The sequence below is a fragment of the Massilia forsythiae genome (assembly GCF_012849555.1).
Taxonomy (GTDB): Bacteria; Pseudomonadota; Gammaproteobacteria; order Burkholderiales; family Burkholderiaceae_D; genus Telluria; species Telluria forsythiae.
The window spans coordinates 605,148-625,598 of record NZ_CP051685.1; the positions used below are offsets into that span (position 1 = coordinate 605,148).

The following is a 20,451-nucleotide window of genomic DNA, read 5'->3' on the forward strand; positions in this document are numbered from 1 at the left end:
GTATGACGATGGCTTCCCGATTGCAGGTCTCGATCGGCCAGCATGGCGAGCGTGGCCGCAAGCCGGTCAACCAGGACTTCCACGGCAGTTGCGTGCCGCGCGACCGCCAGCTGGCCGTAAAGGGCGTCGCGCTGGCCGTGGCCGACGGCATCAGCAGCAGCGACGTCAGCCAGGTGGCCAGCGAAACGGCGGTCGCCTCCTTGCTCGAGGATTACTACTGCACCTCGGATGCGTGGTCGGTGAAGACGTCGGTGGAACGCGTGCTGGCGGCCACCAATGCCTGGCTGTACGCGCAGACCCGGCAAAGCCAGGGCCGCTACGACAAGGACCGCGGCTACGTCTGCACGCTGTCGGCGCTGGTCGTCAAGTCCAACACGGCGCACCTGTTCCACGTGGGCGATACCCGCATCTACCGTGTGCACCGCGACGTCCTGGAACAGCTGACCACCGACCACCGCGTCTCGCTCGCGCCGGGCCAGAGCTATCTGGCGCGCGCGCTCGGCGTGGATGCCCACCTGGAAATCGACTACCGCAGCGAGCCGGTCGAGCCGGGCGACCTGTTCATGCTGGCCAGCGACGGCGTCTACGAGCACGTCGGCGCGGCCGACGTGCAGCGCGCGCTGGCGGACGGCGCCGACCTGGACGCGGCAGCGCGCCTGCTGGTGGCGCGCGCCCTGGAGAACGGCAGTCTCGACAACCTGACGGTGCAACTGGTGCGCATCGACAGCCTGCAGGACCACGCCGCCGACGAGCTGGTGCAGAAGATGGCGGCCCTGCCCTTCCCGCCGCAGTTCGCGCCGCGGGCCGAGTTCGACGGCTACCGCATCCTGCGCACGCTGCACGGCAGCAGCCGCAGCCACCTGTATCTGGCGCTCGATCTCGACAGCGGGCAAAGCGTGGCGATCAAGGCGCCGTCGATCGACCTGCAGGGCGATCCGGTGTACGTCGAGCGCTTCCTGATGGAAGAGTGGATCGCGCGCCGCATCGACAGCCCGCATGTCGTCAAGCCGGCGCCGGCGGGACGCCCGCGCAGCAGCATCTACCTGGTCACCGAATACATCGAAGGCGCCACGCTGGCGCAGAAGATGCGCGACCGCGGCCGCCCCGGCCTGGACGCGGTGCGCCGCATCGTCGACCAGGTGGCGAAAGGCCTGCGCGCCTTCCACCGGCTGGAGATGCTGCACCAGGACATCCGCCCCGAGAACATCATGATCGATGCGGCGGGCACCGTGAAGCTGATCGACTTCGGCGCGGCCAGCGTGGCCGGCGTGCGCGAGATGGCGCCCGGCGCGCCCGCCGCCACGCTGGCCGGCGCGGCGCTGTACGCGGCGCCCGAATACTTCCTCGGCGAGCCGGGCACGGTGCAGTCGGATGTGTTTTCGCTGGGCGTACTCACCTACCAGCTCTTGACCGGGCACCTGCCCTACGACGTGCGCATCCCGCAAGCCAAGAGCCGGGCGGCGCAGCGCAAGCTGGCCTATACGCCCGCGCGCGACCACGATGCCGGCATTCCCGCCTGGGTCGACGAAGCGCTGCGCAAGGCCGTGCGTATCGACCCGCACGCGCGCTACCGGGATGCCGCCGAATTCGTCTTCGACCTGCACCACCCGAACCGCGCCTTTTTGCAGCGCACCCGCGCGCCGCTGATCGAGCGCAGCCCGGTCACCTTCTGGAAAAGCGTCGCGTTCGCGCTGCTGCTCATGCTGCTGCTCGACCTCGCCCTGCGGCGCTGAGCACGGCATGGGAAGCAACTCGAACGCTTCAACAATATCGACTTCGGATACCCGGCTTGGGTCCCCGCCTGCGCGGGGACGACGGTGAAGCCAACGATGAGAGCTGCGTTGGTTAATTACCTTGACACTCAGGCGGTACCGCCCACCGTCACCCCATCGATGCGCAGCGTCGGCTGGCCCACGCCGACCGGCACGCTCTGGCCTTCCTTGCCGCACACGCCCACGCCCGGGTCGAGGCGCATGTCGTTGCCGATCATCGAGATGCGGTTCATCACGTCCGGGCCGTTGCCGATCAGGGTCGCGCCCTTTACCGGATAGGTCACCTTGCCGTCCTCGATCATGTAGGCTTCGCTGGCCGAGAACACGAACTTGCCATTGGTGATGTCGACCTGGCCGCCCCCGAAGTTCACCGCGTAGATGCCGTTTTTCACGGACGCCAGGATCTCCTGCGGGTCCTTGTCACCGGCCAGCATGTAGGTGTTGGTCATGCGCGGCATCGGCAGGTGGGCGAAGGATTCGCGGCGCGCGTTGCCGGTCACCGGCATCTTCATCAGGCGCGCGTTCATGGTGTCCTGGATGTAGCCCTTCAGGATGCCGTCCTCGATCAGCGTGGTGCACTGGGTCGGGTTGCCTTCGTCGTCCATGTTGAGCGAGCCGCGGCGGTCCTGCAGCGTGCCGTCGTCGACCACGGTGACGCCCTTGGCGGCCACGCGCTCGCCGATCATGCCGGCGTACGAGGACGAGCCCTTGCGGTTGAAGTCGCCCTCCAGGCCGTGGCCGACCGCCTCGTGCAGCAGCACGCCGGGCCAGCCCGGTCCGAGCACGATCGTCATCGGGCCGGCCGGGGCCGGCCGCGCTTCCAGGTTGACCAGCGCCGATTTCACTGCCTCGTCGGCGTAGCGGTCGAGCAGCTCGTCGCTGAAGTACGAGTAATCGTAGCGGCCGCCGCCGCCGGACGAGCCCATCTCGCGGCGCCCGTCCTGCTCGGCGATCACGGTGACGGACACGCGCACCAGCGGGCGGATATCGGCCGCCAGCACGCCGTCGCTGCGCACCACCAGCACCACGTCGTATTCGCCGGCCAGGCCGGCCATCACCTGCACCACGCGCGGGTCCTTGGCGCGCGCGATCTTTTCCACGCGCTCCAGCAGTTTCACCTTCGCCGTGGCGTCGAGCGAGTTCAGCGGATCGTGCGGCAGGTACAGCGAACGGCCGCCGGTCTCGCGCACGCCGGGCGCCACTTTCACGCGCCCCGCGCCGGCGCGCGCGATGGTGCGCGTGGCGGCGGCGGCGTCCAGCAGGGCCGCCTGCGAGATGTCGTCGGAATAGGCGAACGCGGTCTTGTCGCCGGACACGGCGCGCACGCCGACGCCCTGGTCGATCGAGAAGCTGCCGCTCTTGACGATGCCCTCTTCCAGGCTCCAGCCTTCGCTCTTGGTGAACTGGAAGTACAAGTCGGCGTAGTCGACCTTGTGCGTGAACATCGTCCCCAGCGTCGTGATCAGCTTGCCTTCGTCAAGGCCGAATGGCGTCAACAGCACGTCGCGCGCGACAGCGAGAGAGGTAAGGTTCGGTTCGAATGGCGTCATGTTCGTGGAGGTCTTTCTGGTAAGGATAGGCCATTGTGCCATATCCGTTTCATTCTCACCGGCGCCACGTCGGCTGGCGGCGGCGGCGCAACAACGCGTCACATCGTGCGGTGCTTCAGCGCCGGCAGGTTCGCGCGTACCTGCGCCAGGTAGGCGGCGTCGATGGCGCCGCTGACCACGCCTTCTCCTTCGGCCAGCACCGATTTCACCTCGCCCCACGGGTCGATCAGCATGCTGTGGCCGAAGGTGCGGCGGCCGTTCGGGTGCAGCCCGCCCTGGGCCGCGGCCAGCACGTAGCACTGGTTCTCGATGGCGCGCGCGCGCAGCAGCACTTCCCAGTGCGCCAGGCCGGTCGTGTGGGTAAAGGCGGCCGGCACCACCATCAGCGCGCACTCGCCCATGGCGCGGAACAGTTCCGGAAAGCGCAGGTCGTAGCAGATCGACAGGCCGACCCGGCCGAACGGCGCCTCGAAGCTGCCCACCGTGGCGCCCGGCACGATGGTGCGCGCCTCGTCGTAGGATTCGCTGCCCTTGTTGAAGCCGAACAGGTGGATCTTGTCGTAGCGGCCGACATGGTTGCCCTGCGGGTCGTAGACCAGGGTCGTGTTCAGCACCCGGCCGGCATCGTTCGAGGTCAGCGGCAGCGTGCCGCCGATCAGCCAGATGCCGAGCTCGCGCGCCTGGGCCGCCAGGAAATCCTGGATCGGGCCGCTGCCCGGCGCTTCGGCGTGGGCCACCTTGTCGGTGTCCGCCATGCCCATGATCGGCCAGTACTCCGGCAGCGTGACCAGGGTGGCGCCGGTGGCGGCGGCCTCGCGCAGCAGGCGACGCGCGCCGGCAAGGTTGTCCTCGACGCTGGGCGAGGAAACCATCTGGACGGCGGCGACGATCGGGTGTTCGGTAGACATGGGATCACTTTCGCGGTTGGGTAACGGGATTGGACGCAGGTGTCGCCGCGCCCCGGCTGTCCAGCTTGACCACGCTGGGCGACTTCCACGGCCCGGTCACCTGCATCCGGTACGTCAATGCCTTCATCACCGGCGCGCGCAGGAACAGCTGCGCCAGGTAGCTGCCCAGGCCGATCACCGGATTGACCGCCAGGCCGTACACCAGCGGGCCGGTGCCGAGGTTGAATTCGGGGATCACCACCACGTGCAGGTTGGTCGATTCGTTGGCGATGTCGGCGCTGCCGTCCATCAGCACGGTGGCGGCGACGCCGTGCATCTTGAGGTTGTCGGTGCGCAGCACGCCGCGCGCGATCATGGCGTTGGCGGTGATGCCGTCGAAGGCCAGCCCCTCCGAGAACACGTCGTGGAAGTCGAGTTTCAACATGCGCGGCAGCATCTGCAGGCTCAGCACGCCCAGCAGCTTGGCCGCGCCCGGATCCTTTTTCAGGAACTGGCCGTCCTCGACGTTCATCTGGATCTGGCCGGACAGGCTCGGGATGTCGAGCGAGTACGGCAGGCCGGCCCAGGACACGTCGCCCGCCAGCCGCCCCTTGCCGTGGCGCAGGGTACCGGGGAAGCCGAGCCGGTCCAGCAGGCGGCCGGCGTCGCCGATGTCGAGGTTGAAATTGAGCGCGGTGTTGCTCTTACCGTCGCGCGCCAGCCAGCGCCCGTTGGCCTTCAATTGGCCGTCCGGATTGGTGATCGCCAGGCGGTCGATGCGCCATTCGCGCCCGGCGCGCGCCTGGGCGTTGCTGGCCACCAGTTCCAGGCGGCCGAACTGCTTGTCGAACAATTCGAAGCGTTCGGCCACGATGTCCAGCGCGGGGATGCCGGCGCCGGCATCCTTGTCCGATTCCAGCATGTTCTTGACTTCGTTGGCCGAGGATTCCGGGATGTCGAGCGAGGCCAGGCGCGCGGTGACCTTGCCCATGCCCTGGCCGCCGCGCGCCTCGTTCCAGGTCACGTGGCCGGCCACCTGGCGCGAATCGATGTTGGCCAGCCAGGCGCCCGGCAGGTGGGTCACGCCCAGCACCACGTCGCGCAGCGGGCGCTCGCCGATCACCAGTTCGCCGGCGCGCACGCCGATGGTGTCCGGGATCACGTACTGGCCCATGTTGGCGCCGCTGCCGCCGGATGCAGGCGCCGGCGCCGTGGCCGATGCAGGCGCGCCCTGCCCGGCGATCTCGGCACCCACGGCCAGCCAGCGGTCGACGTTGAGCGCCTTCATGTTCACGTTGATCATCATCCCGCTGTCCGGTTCCGGCGCCGCCACGTTGACGCCGATGCCGCCGCGCTTGACGATCCAGGGAGAATGCGGCTGGCGCTCGCGCACGTAGTGCGCCGCCGCGGTGTTGCCGAGGGCGATGCGGATCTCGTCGCGGCCGACGCCGTCCGCGCCGGTCGGCTGGCCGGTCAGCGCGAAGTGCAGCGGCAGCGCATCGGCCGCCGCCTTGTTCAGGGGCGCGGGCAGGTCGACGCCGAGGCCGGCCAGGGTCGAATCGACCACGATGCGCGCCTGGTGGTCCTTGACCGTCACGCTGCCGGCGAAGCGCGCGCCGCCGGACAGCCTGGCGCCGAGGCGCTGCAGCGCCGGCAGCGAGGACGTGCCCCGCATGCCGTCGGCGGTGGCGCTGCCGGCCAGCTGGATCACGATGGCGCCGTCGGGCTGGGTGCCGCCCGCCAGCGTCAGCGGCCCGCCCAGGAAGCCGGCGCCGACGCCGTTCAGGTTGACGCCGTGCTCGGAAAACTCGACCTTGCCGGTGGCGCCCTGCAGCGGCGGCAGTTCGGGGAACAGGGTGACGTCGTTGCCCTGCAGCTGCAGTGCGCCCTGCACCCTGGCCTGGTGCAGGTCGGCCAGCGGCAGGTGCAGTTTCAGGGCCAGGCCGGCCGCCCCGGTGGCCGTGGTGTCTTCGGTGAAATGGCCGATCCAGCCCAGCACCGGGCTGGCGCCGACGTAGCCCAGCAGGTCCTGCAGCGCGCCGGCGGCGTTGCCGTCGATGTCCAGCACCGATTCGTGCGCGCCCAGTTCCGGGATCACCGCGCTCACGTCCGTCAAGGCGATGCCGCGGGTGTGCGCGCTGTCGGCGTGGATTTCCATGCGCGCGCGGTCGAACACGATGCTGCCCTCGATCGCCTCGGCCAGCGGCCACAGGGGAGTGACGCCGTCGTCGGCGCGGTGCGACGGCGCGTATTCCAGCTTGCCGTTCTCGATGCGTCCGCTGACCCGGAATTCGCCGCGCGCGCGCTCCTGGGCGTTGGCCGCCTTGAACGGGAAGTGGGACAGGTCGCCGCGCAGGCGCAGGTGGGCGTCGCGCAGGCGCCCGCCCTGCAGCGCCCCGGTCAGCCAGTCGCGCAGGTGTTCGTGGGTGGCCAGCGGCAGGAAGCGCTTGACGCCGGCGATGTCGACACCGTCGATGCTGGCCTCGATGTCGGCGCTGCCGGGGCCGTGGCCCGGCGCCAGCGGCAGCAGGTGGCGGCCGGACAGCGTGCCGGTCAGGGCGCCCTGCGCGAACTGCATGCCGTCGACTTCCACCAGCAATTGATCGTCACGCGGCCACGACCAGCGCGCCTGCAGGCCGAGCCGGTCGAACGGCATGTCCGGCTGCGCGAACCAGGCCGGCAGCAGCAGCGCCAGTTGCTTCGATTCCAGCGTCACGCTGCCGCCGCGGTCGCCGGCGTCGACACTGCCGCTCAGGTTGCGCACGCCCGGCGTGGCCTTGCGCGCCGCGCGCGCCGGCTGCCCGTCCAGCGCCGCCACCGCCTCGCGCGCCGCCAGGGCTTTCACGCCCAGGCCCTCGACGCGGGCGCGCACGCGGTAGCCGGACAATGCCGGCGGACGCCCTTCCCATTGGGCGTCCAGGTCGCTCACGTGACCGCGCGGCGCCAGCTCGGCCAGCAGTTCGCGCTGCGCGGCCGGCAGCGGCATGCGCGCCGCCAGCAGCGCCAGCGCGCCCAGGTCGAGGCGATCGGCGTTCACGGCAAAGCGCTCCGCACGCCCGCGCGCCGCCGGATGCCAGGATTCGGACAGCGTCAGGGGCGGCAAGGCGGTGCCGTCTTCCAGCACCACGATGAAGTTTTCCAGGCTGGCGGCGTGGCCGCGCGCGCCGAATGGCGCTTTGGCGCCATCCCTGGCGCCGGCAACGGCGGCCGCGGCCCCGTCGCTATCCTCGCGCAGCGTCACCCGCCCGCCGGCCCTGGCCAGCGCCAGCGGCGGCGCGTCCGGCGCCAGGCGCGCCTCGACCCCGGCCAGGCCGAGGTCGGCGGTCACGCCGGCCACGCGCGCCCGGTCGATGTCGACCCAGGCACGCACCGAGCCGCTGCCGCGCTCCAGGCTGAACGGATAATCGAGGTAGCGCTTCCAGGCGGCCAGGTCGGCGTCGCGCAGGTCGGCGTACACCTGGCCCTTCCAGCGGCGCGCATCGGCCGGGCGCGCGCCCAGCACCGGATGGTTGAAGCGGGCGCGCAGGTCGAACGGCGCGGCCAGGTCGGCCGGCGGCGTGGCGCGCAGCGCGACGTGGTGCGTGGCCCAGCGGTTCTGCAGCGCCAGGGTCAGGTTCGACAGGGTCAAGGGCGGCGCGCCGCGCAGGGCGTCGGTCCAGGTCAGGCGGCCGCCGCGCACGACGATCTCGCGCTGGCGCAGCAGCCAGTCGGCGCCGCCGCCCTCTTCCTTCTTGTCCGGATCGATGCGCACGCCGGCCACCTGCAGCACGCCGTCGGCGCCGCGCCGCACGTCCAGTTGCGGGCCGTCGATGACGAGCGACTCGAAGCGCGGCTCCAGCGCCGCCAGGCTCATCCAGGACAGCGTGGCCGCCACCTGCGGCAGCGCCAGCAACTGGCGGCCGGCCCGGTCATGCACGCGCAGGCCGCCCAGCGCGAGGCGGGGATGCAAGCCGTTCCAGGAGGCGGCGATGCGCTCGATGCTGACGCGGTTGCCGAGCGCGCGGCTGGCGGCGCGCTCGATGTCGGGCTTGTGGACCTCGATGTTCGGCAAGATCGCGTAGCGCAGCACCAGGAACAGCACGGCCAGCGCGAAATACACCAGCAGCGTGCCCTTGACCAGGAAACCGAGCACGTGGTGCGAAGCCAGGTTGGCGTAGCGGTAACCCGCGCGCAGGCGCTGCCAGCCCTGGCCCAGCGCCCCGGGCTCGTGCACAGGCGCATGTGCAGCCACGTCGGGCGCGCCATGCATGCCGCCGGCACGCACATCGTCGCCTTCCTTGGTCTGCGCGCGCTCCGCCTGCGGTTCCGGGTTGTGCATCAGGGTGCTCAAAAAAGCTTGCCGTTCAATATAAGTTCGCTACTGGTTCGGAATCGTCGTGGAGGACCGCGCACTTGCTACAATCGCTGCATCGCTCCTGTGACAGCGCGTTCACCGCGCCGCCCAGGACAGCAGGCGGGCAATTCTACCGCATAGCACGCCCCGAAAAGCCACCAATCGTCCGGACCGCTCCCATGGCTCAAGTTCCCATTCCCCAAGCGCCACCGCCCCAGGATTTCCTGCCGCCATCCGCCGTGCCCCGGGCTGCCGGCGCGGACGCCTCGCGCTTCTTCCAGCGCTGGATCGGCGCCGATCCGCAGCGCGCGGCGCGCCTGGCCGCCGTCAGCCAATTATCGCTGGCCCGGCTCGATCTCGGCGCAGCGCTGGAAGCCGAGGCCGCAACAGGTTCTGGGGGCAACTCGGGCGGCAACCCGGGCGGCAACCGTTTGCCGCTGGTGCGCGCCATGCGCCGCCTGCGCAACCTGCTGGTGTGCGCCCTCATCGCGCGCGACCTGGACGGGCGTGCCGACCTCGACGAGGTGGTGACGGCGATGAGCCGCTTCGCCGACTTCGCGGTGCAGACCCACCTGGCCGAGCTGATGCGCGACATGACCGCCCAGCACGGCACCCCGGTCGGCGACGAGTCCGGCCGGCCCCAGCAGATGATGGTGCTGGCCATGGGCAAGCACGGCGGCTGCGAACTGAACGTGTCGTCCGACATCGACCTGATCTTCGTGTATCCGGAAGACGGCGACACCCGCGCCGACGCGCCCGGCCAGCGCAGCCTGTCGAACCATGAATTCTTCGTGCGCCTGGGGCGCAAGCTGATCGCCGCCCTGTCCGAAGTCACCGAGGACGGTTTTACGTTCCGCGTCGACATGGCGTTGCGCCCGAACGGCAAGTCCGGCCCGCTGGTGGCCAGCCTCGGCATGGTCGAGGATTACCTGATCGTGCAGGGGCGCGAATGGGAGCGCTACGCCTGGGTCAAAGCGCGCGCCGTCACCGGCGACGCCCGGGACATCGCCGCCCTGGACGCGATCGTGCGCCCGTTCGTGTACCGGCGCTACCTCGACTTCGGCGTGATCGACGCGATCCGCACCATGCACGCCCAGATCCGCGCCGAGGTCAACCGCCAGGAACGCCTGCATCCCGAGCGCAGCCACAACGTCAAATTGGGGCGCGGCGGCATCCGCGAGATCGAATTCCTGGCGCAGGTGTTCCAATTGATCCGCGGCGGGCGCGATCCGGCCCTGCGCGACCGTTCCACGCGGCGCACGCTGCACCTGCTGGCCGAGCGCGACCTCCTGACCCCGGCGGTGGTGCAGCAATTGCAGGAAGCCTACACCTTCCTGCGCAACCTGGAACACCGCCTGCAATACCTGGAAGACGCCCAGACCCATACCCTGCCGGTGTCGGCGGACGACCGCGACACGGTGGCGCGCATGATGGGTTGTACGGACCAGGCAGCGCTGCTGGCGCGCCTGGACGAATGGCGCGGCTTCGTCGCGGCCCAGTTCGACGCCATCTTCGCCAGCAAGGAAAGCACGAAAGCGGGCGATCACCAGGCCGAGCCGGTCGATCCGGAGACCATCGGCACCGCCGGCGCCGACCCCGACCAGCGCGACGCCATCGCCGAGCGCCTGGCCGGCCTCGGCTTCGACCAGCCGGTGGCGGCGGCCGAGCGCCTGGTCGCCACCTGGCAGGCGCCGCGCCTGCAGACCCTGCCCGAGGCCAGCCGCAGCCGCCTGGCGGCGCTGGTCAACGCGGCGCTGCCGCAGATCGCCGCCGTGGTGCGCGAGGCCGGCGTCGGCAGCCATGCCGCCACGCTGGGACGCCTGCTCGATTTCTTCGAAGCCATCGCGCGCCGCTCGGCCTATCTGTCGCTGCTGACGGAATATCCGCACACCATGGAGCGGGTGCTGCGCATGATCAACGCCAGCGGCTGGGCCGCCACCTTCCTCACCCGCCACCCGATCCTGCTGGACGAATTGCTAGACGACCGCGGCAACGCCGCCGAAGACCTGCCGGCCCTGGCGGCGCAGCTGGCCGGCCAGCTGGACGAAGCCGAGGGCGACACCGAGCGCCAGCTCGACATCCTGCGCGAAGCGCTGCACGCCCAGCAGTTCCGCCTGCTGGCGCTGGACCTGGCCGGCGAGCTGTCGGTCGAGCGTCTGGCCGACCACCTGTCGGCGCTGGCCGACCTGATCGTGGCGGAAGTCGTCAAGCGCGCCTGGCGCACCATCGCCAGCCGCCACCGCGACGTGCCGCGCTTCGCCGTGATCGCCTACGGCAAGCTGGGCGGCAAGGAGCTGGGCTACGTGTCCGACCTGGACGTGATCTTCCTGTTCGACGACGACGACCAGGACGCGCCCGCCAACTACGCCAAGCTGGCGCAGCGCTTCATCACCTGGATGACGACGCACACCTCGGCCGGCATCCTGTTCGACATCGACACCGCGCTGCGGCCGGACGGCGCCAGCGGCATGCTGGTGTCCTCGGTCGGCGCCTTCGAGCGCTACCAGCAGGCGTCGGCCTGGACCTGGGAGCACCAGGCGCTGACGCGGGCGCGCTTCTGCGCCGGCGACGCCGCCATCGGCGCGCGCTTCGAGGCGATCCGCGAACAGGTGCTGCGCCGGGACCGCAGCGACGCGGCGGGCGCGGACAAGCTGCGCGCCGACGTGACGGCCATGCGCCGGCGCATGCGCGACGCCCACCCGAGCCACGGCGGGCGCTTCGACCTCAAGCAGGACGAAGGCGGCATGATCGACATCGAGTTCATCAACCAGTACCTGGTGTTGCGCCATGCCGCCGCGCATCCCCGACTGACGGCCAACACCGGCAACATCGCCCTGCTGCGCCTGTCCGCCGGGCTCGGCCTGGTCGATGCGGACCTGGCCGAAGGCGCTGCCGATGCCTACCGGACCATGCGCCGCCTGCAGCACCAGGTGCGGCTGCAGGGCCAGGAAAACGCGCGCGTCGATCCGGGACTGGTGGCCGACCATGCCGCGGTGGTGATGCGCTTGTGGCAGGCTTGCCTGGGCGCTTGAGCGCCTGACCCCGGCGCCGGCCTTGTCGGAACCTGCCGGCGCGGGCGGCGCAGGGAGTCGCGCGCCCCATCGGGGCGCATCCGCGCACCGGTTTCATGCAAGGCGCATGCCGGCGTAGTGCATGCTGCATCGCGTCATGTTGTTTTTTCTCCACCTTTAAAAACATCCATTTTTTCCATATTGACAGGTGTCAATACGGAATGATCTTATACAACGCACGTATGTACGATATTCACGCAAAACCACGCGGCCGAAGCAGCCTGCGTGCGGGTTGCGCCGGGTAGCGTTGCTGCCGAGTGTCGCGTCGTGAGTCGATAAAAATGGGAAGGCGGCCACGAACCGCCGGACCGATGTCCAAGAACGGAGAATCCATGCAACAACGTACCAAGATCGCGATGGCCGTCGCCTTCGCCATGCAGGCGATGACCACCCTGGCCCAGGCACAGACCACGGAAGCGATGCAGCGCGTCGAAGTGACCGGCTCGCGCATCCGCCAGGTGGACCTGGAGACCGCGCAACCGGTCCAGGTGATGACCCAGGAACAGATCCAGAAGACCGGCCTGGTGACGGTGGGCGCCATCCTGAACAACCTGTCCGCCGCCGGCACCCCGGCCTTCTCCAAGGGTTCGACGCTGACTTCGAACCGCGAACAGGGCGGCCAGTACATCAACATGCGCAACCTCGGCGCCCAGCGCCTGCTGGTGCTGGTCAACGGTAAGCGCTGGACCCAGACCGTGGCCGGCTACACCGACCTGTCGACAATTCCCGCAGCCTTCATCGACCGCATCGAGGTGCTCAAGGACGGCGCCTCCTCGATCTACGGCTCGGACGCGATCGCTGGCGTGGTCAACATCATCCTCAAGAAGGAAATGCAGGGCGGCCAGGCCAGCGTGTACGCCGGCCAGAACGACAAAGGCGACGGCAAGAACCGCGACTACTCGCTGAGCTACGGCGCCGGCGACGACAAGGCCAACATCATGTTCGGCGTGAGCCACACCGAAGAAGGCGTGGTGTGGGCCAAGGACCGCGAGATCACGGCCTACAGCTTCGGCCCCAACCACATGAACGCCAACTACGGCACCAGCCCGTGGGGCCGCATCCGCGCGGTCAGCAGCACCGGCGCCGCCAGCGGCTTCAACCAGATCCTGAACCACACCGGCGGCCCGCTCGGCGACGGCACCGGCTCCAGCTCGCGCCTGCAGTCGAGCTACCATACCTACGCCGGCGCCGACGCCGACACCTTCAACTCCACCAGCCAGATGATGTACACGTCGCCCAACAAGCTGACGACGCTGTTCACCAAGGGCACCGTGGCGCTGCCGTACGACATGCGCTTCACCACCACCGCGATGTATTCGGAACGCGATTCCTCGCGCCAGGTGGCCGGCTATCCGCTCAACTCGCTCACCCAGAGCAAGTACCCGGTCTATATCGACAAGGACAGCTACTACAACCCGTACGGCAACCAGGCCGCCGGCGTCGCCGCGGGCCGCGGCCAGGACCTGTTCTTCTACCGCCGCACCATCGAAGTGCCGCGCGTGACCGACAACGAAAACCGCACCACCCACATCGACGCCAGCCTGGACGGCAACTTCAACGTCATGAACAAGGCGTGGAACTGGAGCGTGGGCTACAACCACAGCGCCATCAGCGGCAGCGTCCTTTCGACCGGCAACCTGAACCTGCTGAACCTGAAAAAGGCGCTGGGACCGTCGTTCATGAACGCGTCCGGCGTGGTCCAGTGCGGTACCGCCGCCGCCCCGATCGCGGCCGCCGACTGCGTACCCTTCGATATCCTGGGCGGCCCATCGGCTTCCAACGCCGCCGCGCTGAAATACGTGATGTCGACCGGCCAGGCGACCTACGGCAGCACCGTCAACAGCGCTACCGCCGACATCACCGGCGACCTGTTCACCCTGCCGGCCGGCAACGTCGGCATGGCCGCCGGCCTGGAACACCGGCAAGTGCGCGGCTACGACCGTCCGGGCCAGTTCGAGCAGTCGGGCTACTCCACCGACCTGGCCGGCAACGCCACCGTCGGCAAGTACACCGTGCGCGAAGCCTACCTGGAATTCAACGTGCCGCTGCTGAAAGGCAAGCCGTTCGCGGAACTGCTGAGCGTCGACATCGCTTCGCGCTATTCCGACTACAGCAACTTCGGCAATACCACCAACAGCAAGGCCAGCGTGATGTGGAAGCCGGTCAAGGACCTGCTGGCACGCGCCACCTACGCCCAGGGCTTCCGCGCCCCGACCGTGGGCGACACCTTCGGCGGCGGCTCGCAGTCCTATGACTCCTACATCGACGCCTGCGACAGCCTGTACGGCGAAGCGGCCAAGAACGCCACCGTCAAGGCGCGCTGCACCGCCGCCGGCGTGCCGGCCAACTTCCGCCAGGTCAACCAGGCCGGCACCCCGGTCGCCGCCAGCGGCGCCCAGACCCCGTATCCGTTCAACACCGGTGCCGGCAACGACTCGCTGCAGCCGGAAACCGCCACCACCAAGACCTTCGGCCTGGTGTACAGCCCGTCGTTCGTCAGCGGCCTGACGATGTCGCTGGACTACTTCGACATCCGCGTCAAGAACCGCATCACCGCGGTCTCGGCCACCTACGAGATCAACGAGTGCTACGTGAACGGGGTGCAATCGTTCTGCGACAAGATCAAGCGCGACGCCACCGGCCAGATCGCCAGCCTGTCGCGCGGCAATGCCAACCTGGGTTCGCTGAGCACCAAGGGCGTCGACCTGACCTTCGCCTACCGCCTGCCGCGCACCGCCTATGGCCAGTTCGGCATCCGCTCGGAATCGACCTATGTCGACTCCTTCACCATCAAGAGCACGGCGACCGCCAACCCGATCAACTACGCCGGCGAGTTCGCCTACAACCGCGTGAAGTCGAACCTGGCCTTCGACTGGAGCATGGGCAACTGGAACGCCACCCTGGCATCGCGCTACTACAGCGGCACCAAGGTGCACTGCTGGAGCGCCACCACCAACGTGGAGTGCAGCAACCCGAACGACACCGTCAGCTGGGGCACCGGCTACACCAAGCTGGGCGCGATGGTCTACAGCGACCTGTCGATCGGCTACACCCTGCCGTGGAAAGGCAAGATCCTGGTGGGCGCCAACAACGTGTTCGACCGCAAGCCGATCGTGGTCTACGACGCCAACAGCACTTACAGCAACGGCACCTCGTCGTCGTCGTCGGTGGACCCGGAACGCCCACTGGACCGCTTCGTGTACGTGCGCTACAACCAGGCCTTCTAAGCACCCGTATCGCGGCGCCGGTTATACCGGCGCGCGCACTAGTGTTGCGTGGCAGCCTCACCCGGCCCACGCCGCCCATGCCCGCCCGGCTTTGCCCGGCGGGCATTTTTGTTACTTCGCAGGGCATTGGGACGACCTCGGCAATACCTGCCAGGCTTACCGAATCGGCTTTTCTTGCGTGACACAAACCTGCGCTAACTTCGCGCAGACGTTCACCAATTTTGCACAAAATCTCACCAATGCGCACTACATCAGTGCATACCCACATGGCATAAGGTGTCTTTAAGACACCTTTAAACAGCCATTTCTTTGACAAATAAATTTATTTTAAGAAAAATTTATTACCGAGAGATGACTCTGAATTTTCAACTCCGCGTAAATACCCTCAATTCACCGTAAGTACGCCGGATCGCAACACTCAAAAATATGCATGTGTAGCCGTTGACAGGCTGCCACGGCGAATGCTTCCATTGCCAACTTGAAAAAAATGTTTACCGCATGGTTTTCATAACGGTCGCTCGTCGACGCCGTTCCACGGCCCTGTCATCCAGTCCGCCGTGCCCTACACACCAGGAGTTTTGTAAAATGATGGAAAAAGTCTTGTCCCGGTCGATCCGTCTGCTGTGCGTCAGCGGCGTCGCATTCGGGATGCACGCAGCGCATGCCCAGGAAACGCAGAGCGCACCGACCGCACCGTTGCAGCGCGTGGAAGTGACCGGTTCGCGTATCCGCCAGGTCGACCTGGAAACCGCGCAGCCGATCCAGGTGATGACCCAGGAACAGATCCAGAAGACCGGCCTGGTGACCGTCGGCGACATCATCAACAACATGGCATCGGCCGGCTCGCCCGACTTCAGCAAGGGCGGCTCGCTGGTGTCGAACCGCGAACAAGGCGGCCAGTACGCCAACCTGCGCAACCTGGGCGCGAACCGCTTGTTGGTGCTGGTCGACGGCAAGCGCTGGACCGCTTCGGTCAACGGCTACACCGACATGTCGACCATTCCATCGTCGCTGATCGACCGCATCGAAGTGCTGAAGGACGGCGCTTCCGCGATCTACGGTTCGGATGCGATTTCCGGCGTGGTCAACATCATCCTCAAGAAGTCGATGGAAGGCGGCCAGATCAGCCTGTACGAAGGCGCCAACCAGCGCCACGGCGACGGCAAATCGAAAGACTTCTCGGTCACCTACGGGGCCGGCAGCGACAAGGCCTCGATCCTGTTCAGCCTGAGCCACACCGAGCAAGGCGCGGTGTTCGCCAAGGACCGCGACATCACCTCGTTCACCTACGGCCCGAACCACAGCACCGCCGGCCTGGGTACCGGCCCGTGGGGCCGCATCCGCCAGGTGAGCAGCACCGGCGGCGCAACCGGCTTCAACCAGTACCTGAACCATACCGGCTCCTATGACGGCGCCGGTACCGGCAGCGCAGCCAACGTGGCGGGCAACTACCACACCTTTACCGGCGCGGCGGACGACACGTTCAATTCCACCAGCCAGATGATGTTCCAGGATCCGACCAAACTGGACACCATCTTCACCAAGGGCTCGCTGGAACTGCCGTACAACACGCATTTCACCACCACCGCGATGTTCGCGCAGCGTAACTCGAGCCAGCAGGTGGCCGGCTATCCGCTGAACTCGAACACCCAGGCGTCGTATCCGGTCTACGTCGACGCCAACAGCTACTACAACCCGTACCCGGGCCAGAACCTGTTCTTCTACCGCCGCACCATCGAACGTCCGCGCATCACGGACAACGAAAGCCGCACGCTGCACATCGACGCCACCCTGGCGGGCGAATTCAACGCCATCGGCCGCAGCTTCAACTGGGACGTCGGCTACAACCACAGCCAGGTCAGCGGCACGGTGCTCTCGACCGGCAACCTGAACCTGCTGAACCTGAAAAAGGCGCTGGGTCCGTCGTTCATGAACTCGGCCGGCGTGGTCCAGTGCGGCACCGCCGCGGCGCCGATCGCGCTGGCAAACTGCGTGCCGTTCAACATCCTGGGCGGCCCCTCGGCGTCCAACGACGCCGCCCTCGACTACGTGATGTCGACCGGCCAGGCCACCTACGGCTCGACCGTCAACAGCGCCACTGCCAACATCGGCGGCGAGGTGTACACGCTGCCGGCCGGCGCCATCGGCTTCGCCGCCGGCCTGGAGCACCGCGAAGTGCGCGGCTACGACCGTCCGGGCCAGTTCGAGCAGTCGGGCTACTCCACCGACCTGGCGGGCAACACCACCGACGGCCGCTATACCGTCAAGGAAGCCTACCTCGAATTCAACGTGCCGCTGCTGAAGGACGCGCCGTTCGCCAAGCAGCTGTCGCTCGACCTGGCCACCCGCCATTCGGACTACAGCAACTTCGGCACCACCAACAACAGCAAGGTCAGCTTCATGTGGAAGCCGGTCAACGACCTGCTGGTGCGCGGCACCTGGGGCCAGGGCTTCCGCGCGCCGACCGTGGGCGACACCTTCGGCGGCGGCCAGCAGACCTACGACACCTACCTGGATCCGTGCGACAGCCGCTTCGGCGATGCGGCCCGCAACCCGGCCGTGGCCGCCAACTGCGCCTCCAAGGGGGTGCCGGCCAACTTCCGCCAGCTGAACCAGAACGGCGTGGCCATCACCGGCGCCGGCGGCGTGCAGGGCGCATACCCGTTCCAGGCCGGCGCCGGCAACGCCTACCTGCAGCCGGAAACCGCGATCACCCGCACCGTCGGCTTCGTGTACAGCCCGTCGTTCCTGCCGGGCTTCTCGACCACGCTGGACCTGTACCGCATCAAGATCGACAATCGCATCACCGCGGTCTCGGCGACCTACATCGCCAACCAGTGCTACGTGGAGAACATCCCGTCGTTCTGCACCTCGATCCAGCGTAACGCCGCCGGCGAAATCACCAGCCTGGCGCGCGGCAATGCCAACCTGGGCCAGCTGTCGACCGACGGCGCCGACCTGGGCTTCGCATACCGCTTCCCGATGACCCCGTACGGCCGCTTCAGCCTGCGTTCGGACACCGCGTACACGCACTCGTACAAGGTCAAGAGCGCAGCCGATGGCGATTGGCAGGAATACAACGGCGACTACACCTACTACCGCTTCAAGTCGGTCAACTCGCTGGATTGGAGCATGGGCAACTGGAGCGCCACCTGGACCGCGCGCTACTACAGCCCGGTTCGCGACGAGTGCTGGGATACCGACGTCGAGTGCAGCAACCCGACCGGCACCACCGAAAGCTTCGGCACCGGCTACAACAAGCTTGGCGCCCAGGTGTATCACGACCTGAACGTGGGCTACAAGACGTCGTGGAAGGGTCAGATCCAGTTCGGCATCAACAACGCCTTCGACAAGAAGCCGCGCATCGCCTACGCCGTCAACGGCGGCGCGTCGTCGTCGTCGTCGGTGGATCCGGACCTGGCGCTGGACCGCTTCTTCTACGTGCGCTACAACCAGTCGTTCTAAGCAAGACGCATTCCGCGGCCGGCCCGGCCGTACGCGGGATCGTTTCTTGTCCGTCCGTTCGACCGATGCCCGCCGGCCCTGCCCGGTGGGCATTTTCATTTGTAAACACGGCCTTGCCGGCGCATTCATCCACGGCAAGGTATCATGAGCGGTTTCCGGCAGCGCACGCTCTGCCGGCCTCTTTCAGACACGAACCATGGTTATCAAACTCAAGAACGACAAGGACATCGGCAAGATGCGCACCTCGGGCCGCCTGGCCGCCGAGGTGCTGGAAATGATCGGCGAATTCGTCGTGCCCGGCGTTTCCACCGAAGAGCTGGACCGGCGCTGCAACGAATACATCCGCAAGGTGCAGAAGGCAACGCCGGCCAATGTCGGCTACCACGGCTTTCCCAAGACCCTGTGCACTTCGATCAACGGCGTGGTCTGCCACGGCATCCCGAGCGAAAAGGACGTGCTCAAGGACGGCGACATCGTCAACATCGACGTCACCGTGATCAAGGACGGCTGGCACGGCGACACCAGCCGCATGTATTTCGCCGGCACGCCCTCGCCCGAAGCCAGGCGCCTGGTCGACACCACCTACGACGCCATGATGGCCGGCATCCGCGCGGTGCGTCCGGGCGCGCGCCTGGGCGACGTCGGCCACGCGATCCAGACCCTGGCCGAAAAGGCCGGCTACTCGGTGGTGCGCGAATACTGCGGCCACGGCATCGGCCGCATCTACCACGAAGACCCGCAGGTGCTGCACTACGGCCGCCCGAATACCGGCATGCTGATCAAGGAAGGCATGACCTTCACGGTCGAGCCGATGATCAACCTCGGCGGCGCCGACGTCGACCAGCTCGACGACGGCTGGACCGTGGTCACCAGCGACGGCGAACTGTCGGCGCAATGGGAACACATGATCGCGGTGACCAGGGACGGCTTCGAGATCCTGACGCCCTGGCCCGTTAAAAAATGAACGCGCCCGGTATGCGGTAACAAAAAAACGCTCCCGAGGGAGCGTTTTTCATTGGTGCTGCCGGGATTACTTGGCGTTCATCAGCGCCACGGTGGTGTCCAGCATGCGGTTGCTGAAGCCCCACTCGTTGTCGTACCACGACGATACCTTCACCAGGCGGCCCGACACCTTGGTCAGGGTCGAATCGAAGTTCGACGAAGCCGGGTTGTGGTTGTAGTCGACCGACACCAGCGGCGCGGTGTTGTAGGTCAGGATGCCGGCCAGCGGGCCTGCCGCGGCGGCCTGCATCAGCTGGTTGACTTCCTCGACGGTGGTGTCGCGCTTGGCGATGAAGGAGAGGTCGACGATCGACACGTTGATGGTCGGCACGCGGATCGCGTAGCCGTCCAGCTTGCCGTTCAGTTCCGGCAGCACCAGGCCGACCGCGGAGGCGGCGCCGGTCTTGGTCGGGATCATCGACTGGGTGGCCGAACGCGCGCGGCGCAGGTCTTCGTGCATGACGTCGGTCAGCACCTGGTCGTTGGTGTAGGCGTGCACGGTCGTCATGAGGCCGTTTTCCAGGCCGATGGCGTCGTTCAGCGGCTTGACCAGCGGGGCCAGGCAGTTGGTGGTGCAGGAAGCGTTCGAGATCACGGTGTCGGTGCTCTTGAGCACGTCCTGGTTGACGCCGTAGACGATGGTGGCGTCGACGTCCTTGCCGCCCGGGGCCGAGATGATCACCTTCTTGGCGCCGCCCTTGATGTGGGCCGACGCCTTTTCCTTGGTGGTGAAGAAGCCGGTGCACTCCAGCACCACGTCGACGTCCAGCTCGCCCCACGGCAGCTCGGCCGGGTTGCGCTGGGCGAATACGCGGATGCGGTCGCCGTTGACGACGATGTGCTCGCCGTCCACTTCGACGGTGCCCGGGAACTTGCCGTGGGTGGTGTCGTAGCGGGTCAGGTGGGCGTTGTGCTCGACGTTGCCGAGGTCGTTGATCGCCACGATCTGGATGTCCTGCTTCTTGCCGCCTTCGTAGAAAGCGCGCAGCACATTGCGGCCGATGCGGCCATAACCGTTGATTGCTACCTTGATCGTCATGTAGTCACTCCTGAAGTAAAAAGAAATCGTTCAACACCACAGCATAGCGCGAAGCCCGCCGCGGCGGCACCGGCCAGGTGCGCGCGGCGGGCAAGCCTTCGTCCG

The 20,451-nt window shown here is 67.5% G+C and carries 9 protein-coding genes; 5 read left to right on the forward strand and 4 right to left on the reverse strand.

All coding sequences use genetic code 11. The features are described 5' to 3' along the window. Nucleotides 1–8: 8 nt before the first annotated feature. A complete protein-coding gene (locus HH212_RS02650; protein WP_169433966.1) occupies nucleotides 9–1,733 on the forward strand; it encodes a bifunctional protein-serine/threonine kinase/phosphatase in 1,725 nt (574 codons plus the stop codon). Nucleotides 1,734–1,861: 128 nt separating this feature from the next. Here HH212_RS02650 and tldD read toward each other — a convergent pair whose 3' ends face one another. The 3 genes from tldD to HH212_RS02665 all read right to left on the reverse strand — a co-directional run bounded on the left by tldD (nucleotide 1,862) and on the right by HH212_RS02665 (nucleotide 8,539). Beyond that, the gene (gene tldD / locus HH212_RS02655; RefSeq protein ID WP_169433967.1) at nucleotides 1,862–3,322 is read right to left on the reverse strand and encodes a metalloprotease TldD; all 1,461 of its coding nucleotides are present in this window, start codon (nucleotides 3,320–3,322) and stop codon (nucleotides 1,862–1,864) included. 98 nt (nucleotides 3,323–3,420) lie between these two features. Next, entirely contained in the window at nucleotides 3,421–4,230 is an 810-nt protein-coding gene (locus HH212_RS02660; RefSeq protein WP_169433968.1) for a carbon-nitrogen hydrolase family protein, read from the reverse strand. 4 nt (nucleotides 4,231–4,234) lie between these two features. After that, nucleotides 4,235–8,539, reverse strand: coding sequence for a YhdP family protein (locus HH212_RS02665; RefSeq protein WP_308633238.1), 4,305 nt, complete (start codon nucleotides 8,537–8,539; stop codon nucleotides 4,235–4,237). A 182-nt stretch (nucleotides 8,540–8,721) separates the two neighbouring features. Between HH212_RS02665 and glnE the strand changes: the two genes are divergently transcribed. The 4 genes from glnE to map all read left to right on the forward strand — a co-directional run bounded on the left by glnE (nucleotide 8,722) and on the right by map (nucleotide 19,269). Then, nucleotides 8,722–11,574: a bifunctional [glutamate--ammonia ligase]-adenylyl-L-tyrosine phosphorylase/[glutamate--ammonia-ligase] adenylyltransferase gene (gene glnE / locus HH212_RS02670; protein ID WP_169433969.1), complete on the forward strand. Its 2,853-nt coding sequence runs from the start codon at nucleotides 8,722–8,724 to the stop codon at nucleotides 11,572–11,574. A gap of 371 nt (nucleotides 11,575–11,945) precedes the next feature. Next, entirely contained in the window at nucleotides 11,946–14,840 is a 2,895-nt protein-coding gene (locus HH212_RS02675; protein WP_169433970.1) for a TonB-dependent receptor plug domain-containing protein, read from the forward strand. A gap of 600 nt (nucleotides 14,841–15,440) precedes the next feature. Next, nucleotides 15,441–18,305 carry a TonB-dependent receptor plug domain-containing protein gene (locus tag HH212_RS02680; protein ID WP_229217535.1) on the forward strand — a complete coding sequence of 955 codons (2,865 nt, stop codon included), beginning with the start codon at nucleotides 15,441–15,443 and terminating at the stop codon, nucleotides 18,303–18,305. A gap of 196 nt (nucleotides 18,306–18,501) precedes the next feature. Further along, a complete protein-coding gene (gene map / locus HH212_RS02685; protein WP_169433971.1) occupies nucleotides 18,502–19,269 on the forward strand; it encodes a type I methionyl aminopeptidase in 768 nt (255 codons plus the stop codon). A gap of 66 nt (nucleotides 19,270–19,335) precedes the next feature. On the opposite strand, the gene gap is transcribed toward map, so the two are convergent. Continuing rightward, nucleotides 19,336–20,346 (reverse strand): type I glyceraldehyde-3-phosphate dehydrogenase, encoded by a 1,011-nt coding sequence (gene gap, locus HH212_RS02690; RefSeq protein WP_169433972.1) that lies wholly within the window; start codon nucleotides 20,344–20,346, stop codon nucleotides 19,336–19,338. Nucleotides 20,347–20,451 lie beyond the last annotated feature (105 nt).